Source organism: Variovorax sp. UMC13 (genome assembly GCF_014170375.1).
In the GTDB taxonomy this organism is placed as follows: domain Bacteria; phylum Pseudomonadota; class Gammaproteobacteria; order Burkholderiales; family Burkholderiaceae_C; genus Variovorax.
The window spans coordinates 51,278-64,813 of the sequence record NZ_LZZW01000041.1; the positions used below are offsets into that span (position 1 = coordinate 51,278).

The window sequence follows — 13,536 nt, forward strand, 5'->3', positions numbered from 1 at the left end:
AATGTCCCCACCCACGGCTGCCGAAGCTTCCTCCACCGCTCCCCCCGAGGCACCGCTGTCCTGGCGCGACGCCCTCCGGGTCTACCTCGAACCCGCGACGCTGCGCATGCTGGCGCTGGGCTTCTCCGCCGGCCTGCCGCTGCTGCTGGTGCTGGGCACGCTGAGCTTCCGGCTGCGCGAGGCCGGGGTGGCGCGCACCGACATCGGCTACCTGAGCTGGGTCGGGCTGGTCTACGCCTTCAAGTGGGCCTGGGCGCCGCTGGTCGACCGGCTGCCGATCCCGCTCTTCACCCGGCTCATGGGCCGGCGCCGCAGCTGGCTGCTGCTGGCGCAGGCGCTGGTGATCGCGGGCCTGGTGGGCATGGCCATGGCCGATCCGCGCGCCGGGCTGCGGCCGCTGGTGTGGTGCGCGCTGCTGGTGGCCTTCGGCTCGGCCACGCAGGACATCGCGCTCGACGCCTTCCGCATCGAATCGGCCGAGACCCGCAAGCAGGCGGCGCTGGCCGCGGCCTACCAGACCGGCTACCGCATGGCGATGATCTGGGCCGGCGCGGGCGTGCTGTGGATCGCCGCCTGGACCGAGATCGCCGGCACCGCGGGCTACCAGAACGCGGGCTGGAAGGCGGCCTACCTGGTGATGGCGGCCTCGATGGTGGTGGGCGTGCTGACGGTGCTGGTGTCGTCGGAACCGGTGCGCCGCGTGCTGCCGCCGGCGCGCAACGCGGCCGAGTGGCTGCACAGCGTGCTGATCGAGCCCTTCGCCGACTTCATCCGCCGCTACAAATGGCAGGCCGCGCTGATCCTGGCGCTGATCGCGATCTACCGCATCAGCGACGTGGTGATGGGCATCATGGCCAACCCCTTCTACGTGGACATGGGCTTCACCAAGGACGAGGTGGCCACGGTCAGCAAGATCTACGGCGTGGTGATGACGCTGGTCGGCGCCTTCGTCGGCGGCGTGCTGTCGATGCGCTTCGGCGTGATGCGCGTGCTGATGCTGGGCGCGGTGCTCAGCGCGGGCAGCAACCTGCTGTTCGCCTGGCTGGCGATGCGCGGCCACGACCTGGGGCTGCTGATCTTCGTGGTGTCGGCCGACAACCTCGCGGGCGGCATCGCCTCGGCGGCCTTCATCGCCTACCTGTCGAGCTTGACCAACATCAGCTATTCGGCCACGCAGTACGCGCTGTTCAGCTCGCTGATGCTGCTGCTGCCCAAGTTCCTGGCCGGCTACTCGGGCGTCTTCGTCGACGCCTACGGCTATTCCACCTTCTTCGTCGCGACCGCGGCGCTGGGCCTGCCGGTGCTGGTGCTGGTGGCGCTGGCGGCGCGCTGGCAGCGGGTCGGCGGCAGCGGCTGACCGCGGGGCACGGGGCATTGGCCGACGCGGCCGTCATGCTGCCCCTGCTAGTCTGTGGCATCGTTCACGCTTCGCCACTTTCCAGCCCACCACCGTGCCGTCCCGCATCCCTCCCCTCCAGATCAGCGCGTACACCACGACGTCGGCCGTCGGCGTCGGCAAGACGCCGCTGCTCGACGCCCTCGAAAACTCGCGCAGCGGGCTGCGGCCCAACGACTTCGGCGAGCTGCCGGCCAGCGGCCAGCGCCTGCCGACCTGGATCGGCCGGGTCGACGGCCTCGAAGCGCTGACGCTGCCCGAGTCCCTGGCTTCATGGGACTGCCGCAACAACCGCCTGGCCTGGCTGGGGCTGCAGGCCGACGGCTTCGCCGAGGCGGTGGCCGCGGCCCGCGCCAAGTACGGCCCGGCGCGCGTGGCCGTGATCCTCGGCACCTCGACCTCCAGCATCGGCGAGACCGAAGCCGCCTACACCGCGCTGACGGCCGAGGGCGGCTTCCCGGCCGCGCAGCAGCGCCCGCTGGTCCACACGCCGCATTCGCTCTCGATGTTCGTGCAGGCCGCGCTGGGGCTCGAAGGCCCGTCGGAAACCATCTCGACGGCCTGCTCCTCGAGCGGCAAGGCCTTCGCCTCGGCCGAGCGGCTGATCCGCCTGGGGCTGGTCGACGCGGCCGTGGTCGGCGGCGTCGACACGCTGTGCGGCAGCGTGCTCTACGGCTTCAATTCGCTGGAGCTGGTGTCGCCCCAGCCCTGCCGCCCCTTCGACGCGGCGCGCGATGGCATCAGCCTGGGCGAGGCCGCGGGCTTCGCGCTGGTCGAGCGTGCCGCCACCGACGCGCCCGCCGATGCGCTCTACCTGCTGGGCTACGGCGAGGCCAGCGACGCCCACCACATGTCGACGCCGCACCCGCAGGGCGCGGGCGCCGAGCGCGCGCTCGACGAGGCGCTGGCACGTTCCGGCCTCGGCACCGACGACATCGACTACATCAACATGCACGGCACGGCCAGCACCAAGAACGACGAGGTGGAAGGCGCGCTGATCACCCGGCGCTTTCCTGAAAGCACGCACGCGAGTTCGACCAAGGGCTTCACCGGCCACACGCTGGGCGCGGCCGGCATCGTCGAGGCGGCCATCAGCCTGCTCTCGCTCGAGACCGGCCTGATGCCGGGCACCGTGAACACCACCGTGCTCGACACCGACTGCGGCCCGCAGATCAAGCTGCAGCCCGCGCGCGGCGAGGTGAAGTACGCCCTGTCCAATTCCTTCGGCTTCGGCGGCAACAACTGCGCCCTGATCTTCGGCAAGGGAGCCGCCGCATGAGCACGCCCACCCTCTACATCGAAGGCCCGGCCTTCTGGGCCCCCACCCTGCCCGGCTGGGACATCGCCCGCGCGGCCTTCAACGGCACCGGCGCCCCGGTCGATCCGCCGGCCAAGCGGCCCGCGCCACAGGTGCTGGCACCGGCCGAGCGCCGCCGCGCGCCCGACACCGTGGCGCTGGCGCTCGAAGTCGCGGCGCAGGCCGTGGCCGCCTCCGGCCGCGAGGCCAAGGACCTGCCCTGCGTGTTCGCCTCGGCGCACGGCGACCTGGGTATCAACGACTACATGTGCGGCACGCTGGCGGCCGACCCAACCATGCTGTCGCCGATCAAGTTCCACAACTCGGTGCACAACGCCGCGGTGGGCTACTGGACCATCGGCACCGGCTGCATGGCCGCGAGCAACTCCGTCTCGGCCTTCGAGGCCACCTTCGCCTCGGCGCTGCTCGAAGCCGCAGCCCAGTGCGCGGCCGACGACGAAGCCGTGCTGCTGGTGGGTTACGACATGCCGGCGGTCGGCGCGCTGTCCTCGGTGACCACCAGCCGCGGCCTGCTCGCAGTGGCGCTGGTGATCGCGCCCGCGCGCACCGAGCGCACGGTGGCCGCCTTCGACTGGTCGCTGGTCACCGGCCCCTCGGCGCTGGCGGCCCCGCGCTCGGAAGCGGCGCAGGCGCTCGGCGCCAACGCGATCGCCGACGCGCTGCCGCTGTTCGAGGCCCTGGCCGGCGGGCAGCCGGAAATCGTTTCGATGCCACTCTCGGCGCAACTCTCGCTGCAACTGCAGCTTCGACAGCAAGGCTGAACATGACGACCCCCACCACGCCGACCGGCTCGCATCCGCAGCAACACGACGTGGTGATCATGGGCGGGGGCCTGGCCGGCCTCACGCTCGCGCTGCAGCTCAAGCAGCGCTTTCCCGACATCGACGTGCTGGTGCTCGAACGACGGAGCCACCCGGTGCCCCATGCGGCGCACAAGGTGGGCGAGTCGTCGGTGGAGATCGGCGCCCATTACTTCGACACGGTGCTGGGCCTGAAGCCGCACATGCAGGACGCACAGCTGCGCAAGTTCGGCTTCCGCTTCTTCTTCAGCGAGGGCCGGCGCGACATCGACCAGGTGACCGAGATCGGCGCCAGCCGCTACCTCGCGGTGCCCAGCTACCAGATCGACCGCGGCATCTTCGAGAACTACCTGGCCGAGGAGGCCGCGCGACGCGGCGTGAAGTTCATCGACCATGCACTGGTGCGCGGCATCGAGCTGGCCGAGGACACGCAGGCGCCGCACACGCTGCGCTGGACCCGCGACGGCGAAACCCACACCATCGCCGCCCGCTGGCTGATCGACGCCTGCGGCCGCGCCGGCATGCTCAAGCGCAAGCTGGGCCTGGCCGAGCCCAATGCGCACGACGCCAATGCGGTGTGGTTCCGCATCAGCGACCGCATCACGCTCGACGACTGGAGCGACGACCCCGAATGGCGCGCGCGCTGCACGCCGCAGGCGCGCTGGCTCTCGACCAACCACCTGGTGGGCGCGGGCTACTGGGTCTGGCTGATCCCGCTGGCCTCTGGCTCGCACTCGGTGGGCATCGTGGCCGACCCCAAGTACCACCCGCTCGACACCATGGACCGCTTCGACAAGGCCATGGACTGGTTCGCGCGCTACCAGCCACGGCTGTTCGACGAACTCGACGGCAAGCGGCACCTGCTGCAGGACTTCGCCTTCTTCAAGAACTTCTCGTACGGCTGCCAGCAGGTCTTCTCCGAAAAGCGCTGGGCGCTGACGGGCGAGGCGGGCCTGTTCCTCGACCCCTTCTATTCGCCCGGCAGCGACTTCATCGCCATCGGCAACACTTACATCACCGACCTGATCGGCCACGACCGCGCCGGCCATTCGCTGAGCGCGCGCGCGCAGCTCTACGACCAGCTCTACCACTCCTTCTACGAGAGCACGCTGGCGCTCTACCAGGACCAGTACGGCCTGTTCGGCGACCCCGAGGTGCTGCCGGTGAAAGTGATCTGGGACTACACCTACTACTGGGGCGTGCTCGCGCAGATCTTCTTCCACGACCGGCTGACCGACCTGGCGCTGCTGGGCAGCCTGAAGGAAGAGCTGCAGCATTCGCAGGCCCTCAACATCGAGGTGCAGGCGCTGATGCGCGCCTGGTCAGCCGCCAGCCCCAAGCACAACGCGGCCGTGATGCTCGACCAGGCTTCGCTGCCCTGGTTCGCCGAACTCAACCGCAGCATGAACGACACGCTCGACGACGCCGCCTTCCAGGCCCGCATCCGGGGCTCGGTGGCGCAACTGCACCAGCTCGCGCAGGAGATCCGCGATCGCGCGCTGGCCTGCGACCCGACGATCGACGACAGCGCGCTGCGCGCCCTGCTGGACCAGCGCCCCGCCGCAAGCCAAACCGACTCGGTGATGCTCTTCGAGGCCCCCACCCACGCTCCGTCCCCTTCTAGGACCACCGCGGAACCGGCTTAGCCGGGCCGCTGGTGGTGCCCCCGGTCGGGGGTTGGCGAAGCGATACGCAGTGCGCGCAGCCTGGGGGCGAGCATGTTTACTTTAACTTTACGGAGCGTTCAAGCCGACTTGTCGGCACCGGAACATCATGGCGGCCATGAGCACACCCCAGATCCTGATGATCGAAGACGACGCCCGCCTCGCACAGATGGTGAGCGAGTACCTGGCGCAATCGGGTTTCGGCGTCAGGCACGCGGCGGACGGCGGTGCCGGCCTGGCGCAGCTGCAGGAGCACGCGCCCGACCTGGTGATCCTCGACCTGATGCTGCCCGACATCGACGGGCTCGAGGTCTGCCGCCGCATCCGCGCGCTGCCGGGTGCGCTGGCCAAGGTGTCGATCCTCATGCTCACCGCCAAGGGCGATCCGATGGACCGCATCATCGGCCTGGAGATCGGCGCCGACGACTACCTGCCCAAGCCCTTCGAGCCGCGCGAGCTGCTGGCGCGCATCCGCGCGGTGCTGCGCCGGCGCAGCGACAACACCAGCGAGGCGACCGCGACCGAGGTGGTGCGCTTCGGCACGCTCGAGATCGACCGCAACGCGCGCAGCGTGACGGTCGGCGGCGTGCTGGCCGACCTGACCTCCTACCAGTTCGACCTGCTGGTCGCGATGGCCGAGCGCGCGGGCCGCGTGCTCACGCGCGACCAGATCATGGAGGCCGTGCGCGGCCGCGAGCTCGAGGCCTTCGACCGCTCGATCGACGTGCACATGGGCCGCATCCGGGCCGCGATCGAGGTCGACGCGAAGAACCCCAAGCGCATCCTCACGGTGCGCGGCGTGGGCTACGTGTTCGCCAAGCAGCAGGACTGAGGCGAAGGCCTCGACGACCATGATCCGGCTCTTCACCCGCCATCTCTACGTGCGCATCTGGCTGGCCGTGCTGGCCGGCGTGGCCGTGGTGACGCTGGCCGCGGGCTGGGCCTGGCAGATGGCCGACGAGCAGCGCAGCGCGCCGCTGCCGCGCGAGGTGGTGCTGCGCGACGAGCAGGACCGGGTGATCGGCACCGGCCAGTCGCTGCGCACCAGCCGGCCGGGCGAGGGCCTGGAGTTCACCGTCACGCTCAAGGATGGCCAGAACTTCCAGATGCAGTTCGCCCCGCGCCAGAACCGCACGGGCGGCCCGCCGCCCTGGGTCCGGCCCCAGTCGGGCTTCTTCTGGCTCTTGAGCCTGGTCGGGCTGGCGGTGGCGATCGGCCTGTTCCCGGTGGTGCGGCGCCTCACGCAACGGCTCGAGACCCTGCAGCGCGGCGTGCAGCGCTGGGGCGAAGGCGACCTGTCGGCGCGCGTGCCCGAAGAGGGGCAGGACGAGGTGGCCGACCTCTCCAAGAACTTCAACGCCGCCGCCGCGCGCGTCGAGACGCTGGTGCGCTCTCACAAGTCGCTGCTGGCCAACGCCTCGCACGAACTGCGCTCGCCGCTCACGCGCATCCGCATGGGCCTGGAACTGATCGGCGAGCGCCCCAGCCCGGGCGCGCGCGACGAGATCTCGCGCAACATCGGCGAGCTCGACCAGCTGATCGACGAGATCCTGCTGGCCAGCCGGCTCGACGCCAGCGAGGCCGACATGGGCACCATCGAGACGGTCGACCTGCTGGGCCTGGCGGCCGAGGAATGCGCGCGCACCACGGCCGAGCTCGACCTGGCCGAGGGCACCGACAGCGCGGCGCTGCAGGTGCGCGGCGTCTCGCGGCTGCTGCGGCGCGCGATCCGCAACCTGCTGGAGAACGCGCGCCGCTACGGCGCGGGCGAGATCAGCCTGCAGCTCGCGACGCACGGCGACCAGGTCCGCCTGAGCGTGAGCGACCGCGGCCCGGGCGTGCCGCCCGTCCTGCGCGACCGCATCTTCGAGCCCTTCTACCGGCTGCCGGGCGCGAGCGAGCGCGACGGCGGCGTGGGCCTGGGCCTGGCGCTGGTCAAGTCGATCGTGGAGCGCCACGAAGGCACGGTGCACTGCGAGGACCGGCCCGGCGGCGGCGCCAGCTTCGTGCTCGAGCTGCCGATGCGCACGGCCTGAGATCAGCTTTTAGCGGCCGACCTGGCTGCTCAGCGATGCGCGGTCGTAGTGCAGCGCCGCGTAGCGGAAAAAGGCCTCGAGCGCCACGAAGTAGCAGTACAGGAAACCGGCGCCGCCGCACAGGAAACCGAGCCGGAACACATAGAGCCGCAGGAACATCGCGGTGCCGCCGGCCATGCCGCGCAGCACGCCGCCGCGCTTGCCCAGCGCGGCCCGCTTGGCGGCGCCGAGCATCGCGTACTGCGTGAGCTTTTCCAGGCTGCCGCGCACCGTCTCGCGCGAGTGATGCAGCAGCTTGCCGCGCAGCACATGGCGCGGCGCATCGGCGAAGCCGGGATAGAACACCGCCTCCTCGTGCACCACGCCGGTGTAGCCGGCCAGCATGTCGCGCCGGAACAGCCGCTCCGGGCCCTTGCCCGCGCGGTAGGCCTTGAGCTCGTGCCCGTAGGCCACCATGCGCCAGCAGACGCGCCAGACCGCGGCCTCGTTCGAGCGCACCGCCGCCTCGATCTGCGCCTGCAGCGCGGGCGTGACGACCTCGTCGGCATCGAGGAAGAAGACGAAGTCGCCGGTGGCGTGTTCGAGCAGCCGGCTGCGCTGCACGCCGAAGCCCTGCCAGTCGGGGTAGACCACCACGGTGGCGCCCGCGGCCTGCGAGCGCGCGACCGTGGCGTCGGTGCTGCCGCTGTCAATCACCAGCAGCTGGTCGGCGAAGGCGGCGCTGCGCAGGCAGGCCTCGATGCGGTGCGCCTCGTTCTTGGCGAGCACGCCGATGGTCAGCGTGGGCCTTGCGGCAGGCGCCTGGGTCACGCGATGGGCCGGGTCAGTGGCCGTGGGCCACCGTTTCGCCGGCTTTGAGGCGGTACACCGTGCCGCAGTACGGGCACTTGGCTTCGCCGTTGCGGGCCACGTCCAGGTAGACCTTGGGGTGCCCGCTCCAGAGCTTCATGTCGGCCTTGGGGTTGGGGCAGAAGACGCCGCCCTGGTGGTTCAGGTCGGTGGCGAGCAGTTCGACGACAGCTTGGGTGGCCATGTTCAGACTTTCGTGAGCCAGTGGGCGTACTTGGGGTTCTTGCCGTTCACGATGTCGAAGAAGGCCGCCTGGATCTTCTCGGTGACGGGGCCGCGCGAGCCGATGCCGATCTCGACCCGGTCGAGCTCGCGGATCGGCGTGACTTCGGCCGCCGTGCCGGTGAAGAAGGCCTCGTCGGCGATGTAGACCTCGTCGCGCGTGATGCGCTTCTGCACCAGCTCGATGCCGAGGTCCTTGCAGATGTGCAGGATGGTGTTGCGCGTGATGCCGTTGAGCGCGCCGGCCGACAGGTCGGGCGTGTAGACCACGCCGTCCTTGACCACGAACACGTTCTCGCCCGCACCTTCGGACACGAAACCGCTGGCGTCCAGCAGCAGCGCTTCGTCGTAGCCGTCGTCCAGCGCTTCCATGTTGGCCAGGATCGAGTTGCTGTAGTTGCTGACCGCCTTGGCCTGCGTCATCGTGATGTTCACGTGGTGGCGGGTGTAGCTCGAGGTCTTCACGCGGATGCCGCGCTTCATGCCCTCCTCGCCCAGGTAGGCGCCCCAGGCCCAGGCCGCGACCATCGCGTGGATGGTGTTGCCGCGCGGGTTCACGCCCAGCTTCTCCGACCCGATCCACACCAGCGGGCGCAGGTAGCAGCTCTCGAGATTGTTCTCGCGCACCACCTGGAGCTGCGCTTCGTTGAGCTCTTCCTTGGTGAAGGGCAGCTTCATGCGCAGGATCTTGGCGCTGTTGAACAGCCGGTCGGTGTGCTCCTGCAGGCGGAAGATCGCGGTGCCGCCCACAGTCTTGTAGGCGCGCACGCCTTCGAACGCGCCGCAGCCGTAGTGCAGGGTGTGGCTGAGCACGTGGATCTTGGCATCGCGCCATTCCACCAGTTGGCCGTCCATCCAGATCTTGCCGTCACGGTCATCCAGCGAGGGGGGGAGCACGCTCATGTTGTTTGTCCTTTTGAAGCAACGGAAAGTCGCAAAAGCTTTCGATTTTACGATGGAGGCCGAAGCCGGCACCCCCACAATGGCCGGTTTTGCCAATCAGACCCCCAGGAAGGTTTCAGTGTCCGTATTCAAGAACGTCATCGTCTATCGCATCGAAGCGCCCTGGTCGCCGTCGCTCACCGACGCGGAGAACGCCCTGGCCGAACAGCGTTTCGTGCCCTGCGCCCCCTCCCAGGAAAAGTCGGCCGGCTGGGTCGAGCCCCGCGGCCAGGAGCACGGACCGCTGGTCGAATCGGTGGGCGGCCAGTGGCTGCTCGAGTTCATGATCGAGGCCAAGACGCTGCCGGGCTCGGTGGTGCGGCGCAAGGTCGACGAGCGCTGTGCGCAGATCGAGGCCACCACCGGCCGCAAGCCGGGCAAGAAGGAAAAGCGCGACCTCAAGGAAGACATCACGCACGAACTGCTGCCGATGGCCTTCACCCGCCATGCGCGCGTGGCAGTCTGGATCGATCCCAAGGAACGCCGCCTGGTGATCAACGCCAGCAACGCGGCCCGTGCCGACGAGATCGTGACCAGCCTGGTCAAGGCGCTCGAAGGCTTCGCCGTGACGCAGATCAACACCCAGATCGAGCCGGCCGCCGCCATGTCGACCTGGCTGTCGACCCAGGAAGCGCCCCCGGGCTTCACCATCGACCGCGAATGCGAGCTCAAGGCCACCGATGAATCGAAGTCGGTGGTGCGCTATGCCAAGCATGCGCTGGACATCGAGGAAGTGCGCCAGCACATCGCCGACGGCAAGCGCCCGACGCGGCTGGCCATGACCTGGGAAGACCGCGTGTCCTTCGAGCTCAGCGAGACCATGCAGCTGCGCAAGATCGTGTTCATCGAGGGCACCGACGCGGCCCAGGACGGCAAGAAGGAAGACAACTTCGACGCCGACGCCGCGATCGCCACGGGCGAACTCGGCGAGATGGTGCCCGCGCTGCTCGAGGCGCTGGGCGGCGAGGCGGCCTTCACCGCCGCCGTCGCCGAGCCCGCGGCACCCGCCGTGGCGTCCGCAACGTCGGCCGAGGCCGACGACGCGCCCTTCTGAGCATGGCGTCCATTGCGAACCGGCTCCAGCCGGAACCGCCGTGGGGGCTGTGGCTGGTGCTGGGCGGCATGGCGATCGCGCCGCTGTCCACCAAGACTGCCGGGGCCGCCTGGATCCTCTTCTGCCTGGTCGGCGCCTGGGCCGCGCTGCGCCGGCCGCGCATCGACATCGCGCCGGGCGAGGACAGCGCCGCCCGCACCTGGCTGATCGCCTGCCTCATCGGCCTGGCCTTCGAGACGCTGGCCACGGCGATCTGGGGCGACCCCTGGGACGAACTCCATGCGCCGATCCGGCTGATGCTGGCGGCGGCCGCCACGCTGGGGCTGGTGCGGCGCTTCCGCTTCGGCGAGAACTTCCGCGACATCCTGGCGCACGCGCTGTCGCTGGGCTGCATCGCCGCGGCCGGGCTGGCGGCCTGGAAGGGCGACGACCGCGACAGCTATCCGACCAACGTGATCCCCTGGGCCGTGGCCGTGGGCTTCATGGTCTGCCTGCTGCTGCCCCGGACGCTGGACGCGACGCGGCCGCTGCGGATGCGCTTCGCCTGGATGGTGGCGTCGCTGGTCGGCATGGTGGCGGTGGTGCTGTCGCAGACGCGCGGCGCCTATGGCGTGGTGCTGTGGGCGGTGCTGTTCTACGGCGTGGCGATCCTGCGGCGCCGCAGCGTCACGCGCCACGGCGTGGGTCTGGGCATCGCGCTGGCGCTGGTGCTGGTGGCCGCCGGGGTGCTGCTGCCGCACGTGATCCAGACCTCGGCGCAACGCATCGAGCAGGCCGCGCGCGAATTCGAGCTGGCCGCCGAGGCCCACAAGCCCGGCGACGGCGCCAACAGTTCGGTCGGCGCCCGCATCTACCTCTGGCAGATGGCCGTGCGCGGCTTCGAGAGTTCACCGCTGATCGGCATCGGCGGCGAAGAGCGCAAGCGGCGCATCAAGGCGCTGGGCGAGAAGACCCAGTCGCCGATGATCCTGAGCCTGGGCCACGTCCACAACCAGTACCTGCACGCGGCGATGGACCACGGCCTGCTGGGGCTGGCGGCCGTGCTGGCATGGATCGGCGGCCTGGCGCTGACGGTGCGCCGGCTGGGCCGCCAGGCGGCCGAGGCCCGCTGGCAGCTCGCCGGCGTGCTGTTCATGCACATGAGCGCGAGCCTGACCAACGTGAACTTCGCCCACACCTACTACGGGATCATGCTGTCGATGACGATCTCGCTGGTGCTGCTGAACGCGCGCAGGGAGCCGGTGGCACCCGCTGCCGCCTGAGCGCCTCGCTCAGTGCCCGCCGGCCGCGGCCTCGTCCTCGGCCGGCGGACGGGTCAGCGCCCAACTCTGCAGCTTGCCATTCTGGAAGATGCCTTCGACGTACGACAGGCCGCCGTCGGTCCAGCGGTAGGTCTCGGGCTGCTGGTCCTTGGGCGTCTTCAGTTCGCCCAGCGAGCGCGTCATGGCCACCACATGCAGCAGCGTCACGCCCGGCTTGAGCTTGGCGTTGAGCATCACGGCGCTCGCGACATAGCCGATCGGCCGGTCGGAGGCGCGCTTGAGCACCGTCATCGTGCGCGTGAAGTGCAGCAGCAGGAACATCACGATGCCGCCGGTCACCACGGCCACGCCGGCCCAGCCGTAGCGGTAGAAGGCCAGCACGAGGGCCGCCAGGCCGGTCAGCGGAACAAGGATTTTCTGAAAATTCATGGGCCGCATTGTCACCGCCCGCCCGGGCCGGCTTTTTCAATCACGCACGAACTCGCGCATCTTGCGGCGCAGCGCGCGCTCGCGCTTCTGCTCGGCTTCCCAGTCCTCGCGGATGGCCAGCGTGACCGAGACCGCCATCAGCACCAGCACCACCGAGAAGGGCAGCGCGAACACGATGGTCGCGGTCTGGATCGCCTTGAGGCCGCCGGCCAGCAGCAGGCTCAGCGCGATGGCCGCCACCAGCACGCCCCAGACCACCTTGACCCGGTTCGGCGGGTTGGGGTTGCCGCCGGTGCTCATGGTGCCCAGCACCAGCGTCGCGGAATCGCCCGAGGTGACGAAGAACACGAACACCAGCAGGGTCGCCACGCCCGACAGCACCAGGCCCATGGGCATGGCCTGGAACATCACGAACATGGTGGTCGACACGTTGGCCGTGACCGCCTCGGCCAGCGGCACGCCGTGGAAGATCTCCATGTTCAATGCGGTGCCGCCGAAGATCGCGAACCAGACGAAGCCGACCAGGCTGGGCGCCAGCACCGTGCCCACCAGGAACTGGCGCACCGTGCGGCCGCGCGAGACCCGCGCGATGAACAGGCCCACGAAGGGCGACCAGGCGAGCCACCAGGCCCAGTAGAAGATGGTCCAGTCGCCGACCCAGGAGTTCTCGCGGAAGGGCGACATGCGCAGGCTCATGCGCACGAACTCGCTGATGTAGGCGCCCAGCGTGTTGGTCAGGGTGTCGACGATGGCCACCGTCGGCCCAAGGCACAGCACCACCAGCGCCAGCAGCCCGGCAAGCACCAGGTTGCCGATCGACAACCACTTGACGCCGCGGTCCACGCCGCTGACCGCCGAGGTGATGAACACCGCGGTCGTGACCACGATCACCAGCGACTGCACCAGCGGGCCGATGGGCAGGCCGAAGGCGGTGTGCAGCCCGCTGTTGATCTGGGTCGCGCCCATGCCCAGCGAGGCCGCGACACCGAAGGCGGTGGCCACCACCGCGAGCACGTTGAAGGCCGGCGACAGCCGGCGCACGAAGGGCCAGGGCAAGGCCTCGGTGGCCGAGCTCACCAGCGGCAGCGCCTTGCGGCGGAAGGTGAAGAAGCTGATCGCGAGGCCGACGATGCCGTAGATCGCCCAGGGATGGAAACCCCAGTGGAAGAAGGCATACCGCATGGCCACGCCCGCGGCCTCGGGCGTGCCGGGCACGATGCCCGGCGGCGGCTTCACGTAGTGCGACACCGGCTCGGCCACGCCCCAGAACACCAGCCCGATGCCCATGCCCGCGGCGAACAGCATCGCGAACCAGGCGCCGACCGAGAACTCGGGCTCCTCGTCCTCGTCGCCCAGCTTGAGGTCGCCGTAGCGGCTCACGGCCAGGAAGAAGGCCAGCACCACCAGCCCGAGCACGACCCAGAGATAGAACCAGCCGAAGCTGCGCGTGATGTCGGCCAGCAGCGCGCTGAAGATGCGGTCGAGCGTGGCGGGCGACACCAGCCCCCAGAGCACGACGGCGGCGATCAGGCCGGCGGAGACGATGAGTTGCATGGTCGTTCCT

General features: G+C 69.8%; 13 protein-coding genes. 8 read left to right on the forward strand and 5 right to left on the reverse strand.

Going from position 1 to position 13,536, the window contains the following annotated elements:
- Position 1 precedes the first annotated feature (1 nt).
- The 6 genes from A9977_RS33060 to A9977_RS33085 all read left to right on the forward strand — a co-directional run bounded on the left by A9977_RS33060 (position 2) and on the right by A9977_RS33085 (position 7,214).
- Entirely contained in the window at positions 2-1,357 is a 1,356-nt protein-coding gene (locus A9977_RS33060) for an AmpG family muropeptide MFS transporter (RefSeq protein WP_183029065.1), read from the forward strand.
- Positions 1,358-1,451: 94 nt separating this feature from the next.
- Positions 1,452-2,675 (forward strand): beta-ketoacyl-[acyl-carrier-protein] synthase family protein, encoded by a 1,224-nt coding sequence (locus tag A9977_RS33065; RefSeq protein ID WP_183029066.1) that lies wholly within the window; start codon positions 1,452-1,454, stop codon positions 2,673-2,675.
- Complete coding sequence (locus A9977_RS33070; protein WP_183029067.1) at positions 2,672-3,475, forward strand: beta-ketoacyl synthase chain length factor; 804 nt, start codon at positions 2,672-2,674, stop codon at positions 3,473-3,475. The genes A9977_RS33065 and A9977_RS33070 overlap by 4 nt, the downstream gene beginning before the upstream one ends.
- A gap of 2 nt (positions 3,476-3,477) precedes the next feature.
- Positions 3,478-5,160 (forward strand): NAD(P)/FAD-dependent oxidoreductase, encoded by a 1,683-nt coding sequence (locus tag A9977_RS33075; protein WP_183029068.1) that lies wholly within the window; start codon positions 3,478-3,480, stop codon positions 5,158-5,160.
- A gap of 127 nt (positions 5,161-5,287) precedes the next feature.
- Positions 5,288-6,010, forward strand: coding sequence for a response regulator (locus A9977_RS33080; RefSeq protein ID WP_183029069.1), 723 nt, complete (start codon positions 5,288-5,290; stop codon positions 6,008-6,010).
- 19 nt (positions 6,011-6,029) lie between these two features.
- The gene (locus A9977_RS33085; protein ID WP_183029070.1) at positions 6,030-7,214 is read left to right on the forward strand and encodes an ATP-binding protein; all 1,185 of its coding nucleotides are present in this window, start codon (positions 6,030-6,032) and stop codon (positions 7,212-7,214) included.
- Positions 7,215-7,223: 9 nt separating this feature from the next.
- Here A9977_RS33085 and A9977_RS33090 read toward each other — a convergent pair whose 3' ends face one another.
- Genes A9977_RS33090 through A9977_RS33100 form a run of 3 tightly spaced genes read right to left on the reverse strand, consistent with a single transcriptional unit; the run spans position 7,224 to position 9,188 of the window.
- The gene (locus tag A9977_RS33090) at positions 7,224-8,024 is read right to left on the reverse strand and encodes a glycosyltransferase family 2 protein (RefSeq protein WP_183029071.1); all 801 of its coding nucleotides are present in this window, start codon (positions 8,022-8,024) and stop codon (positions 7,224-7,226) included.
- Between the two features lie 13 nt (positions 8,025-8,037).
- Entirely contained in the window at positions 8,038-8,247 is a 210-nt protein-coding gene (locus tag A9977_RS33095; RefSeq protein WP_183029072.1) for a zinc-finger domain-containing protein, read from the reverse strand.
- Between the two features lie 2 nt (positions 8,248-8,249).
- Positions 8,250-9,188, reverse strand: a complete 939-nt coding sequence (locus A9977_RS33100; RefSeq protein ID WP_183029073.1) for a branched-chain amino acid transaminase — start codon at positions 9,186-9,188, stop codon at positions 8,250-8,252.
- A 118-nt stretch (positions 9,189-9,306) separates the two neighbouring features.
- Between A9977_RS33100 and A9977_RS33105 the strand changes: the two genes are divergently transcribed.
- Together A9977_RS33105 and A9977_RS33110 are read left to right on the forward strand one after the other, a co-directional pair.
- Entirely contained in the window at positions 9,307-10,281 is a 975-nt protein-coding gene (locus tag A9977_RS33105; protein ID WP_183029074.1) for a recombination-associated protein RdgC, read from the forward strand.
- Positions 10,282-10,283: 2 nt separating this feature from the next.
- Entirely contained in the window at positions 10,284-11,543 is a 1,260-nt protein-coding gene (locus A9977_RS33110; RefSeq protein ID WP_183029075.1) for an O-antigen ligase, read from the forward strand.
- 9 nt (positions 11,544-11,552) lie between these two features.
- Here the strand turns inward: A9977_RS33110 and A9977_RS33115 are convergent, their stop codons facing one another.
- Both A9977_RS33115 and A9977_RS33120 read right to left on the reverse strand, forming a co-directional pair.
- A complete protein-coding gene (locus A9977_RS33115; protein ID WP_183029150.1) occupies positions 11,553-11,981 on the reverse strand; it encodes a glycerate kinase in 429 nt (142 codons plus the stop codon).
- A gap of 27 nt (positions 11,982-12,008) precedes the next feature.
- Complete coding sequence (locus A9977_RS33120) at positions 12,009-13,526, reverse strand: BCCT family transporter (protein ID WP_183029076.1); 1,518 nt, start codon at positions 13,524-13,526, stop codon at positions 12,009-12,011.
- Positions 13,527-13,536: the final 10 nt, after the last annotated feature.

Bases quoted from the DNA above. Each gene is read 5' to 3' on its own strand.
- A9977_RS33060 (WP_183029065.1), top strand. From the start codon at position 2: ATGTCCCCACCCACGGCTGCCGAAGCTTCCTCCACCGCTCCCCCCGAG.
- A9977_RS33070 (WP_183029067.1), top strand. From the start codon at position 2,672: ATGAGCACGCCCACCCTCTACATCGAAGGCCCGGCCTTCTGGGCCCCC.
- A9977_RS33075 (WP_183029068.1), top strand. From the start codon at position 3,478: ATGACGACCCCCACCACGCCGACCGGCTCGCATCCGCAGCAACACGAC.
- A9977_RS33080 (WP_183029069.1), top strand. From the start codon at position 5,288: ATGGCGGCCATGAGCACACCCCAGATCCTGATGATCGAAGACGACGCC.
- A9977_RS33085 (WP_183029070.1), top strand. From the start codon at position 6,030: ATGATCCGGCTCTTCACCCGCCATCTCTACGTGCGCATCTGGCTGGCC.
- A9977_RS33095 (WP_183029072.1), bottom strand. From the start codon at position 8,247: ATGGCCACCCAAGCTGTCGTCGAACTGCTCGCCACCGACCTGAACCAC.
- A9977_RS33100 (WP_183029073.1), bottom strand. From the start codon at position 9,188: ATGAGCGTGCTCCCCCCCTCGCTGGATGACCGTGACGGCAAGATCTGG.
- A9977_RS33110 (WP_183029075.1), top strand. From the start codon at position 10,284: ATGGCGTCCATTGCGAACCGGCTCCAGCCGGAACCGCCGTGGGGGCTG.
- A9977_RS33115 (WP_183029150.1), bottom strand. From the start codon at position 11,981: ATGCGGCCCATGAATTTTCAGAAAATCCTTGTTCCGCTGACCGGCCTG.
- A9977_RS33120 (WP_183029076.1), bottom strand. From the start codon at position 13,526: ATGCAACTCATCGTCTCCGCCGGCCTGATCGCCGCCGTCGTGCTCTGG.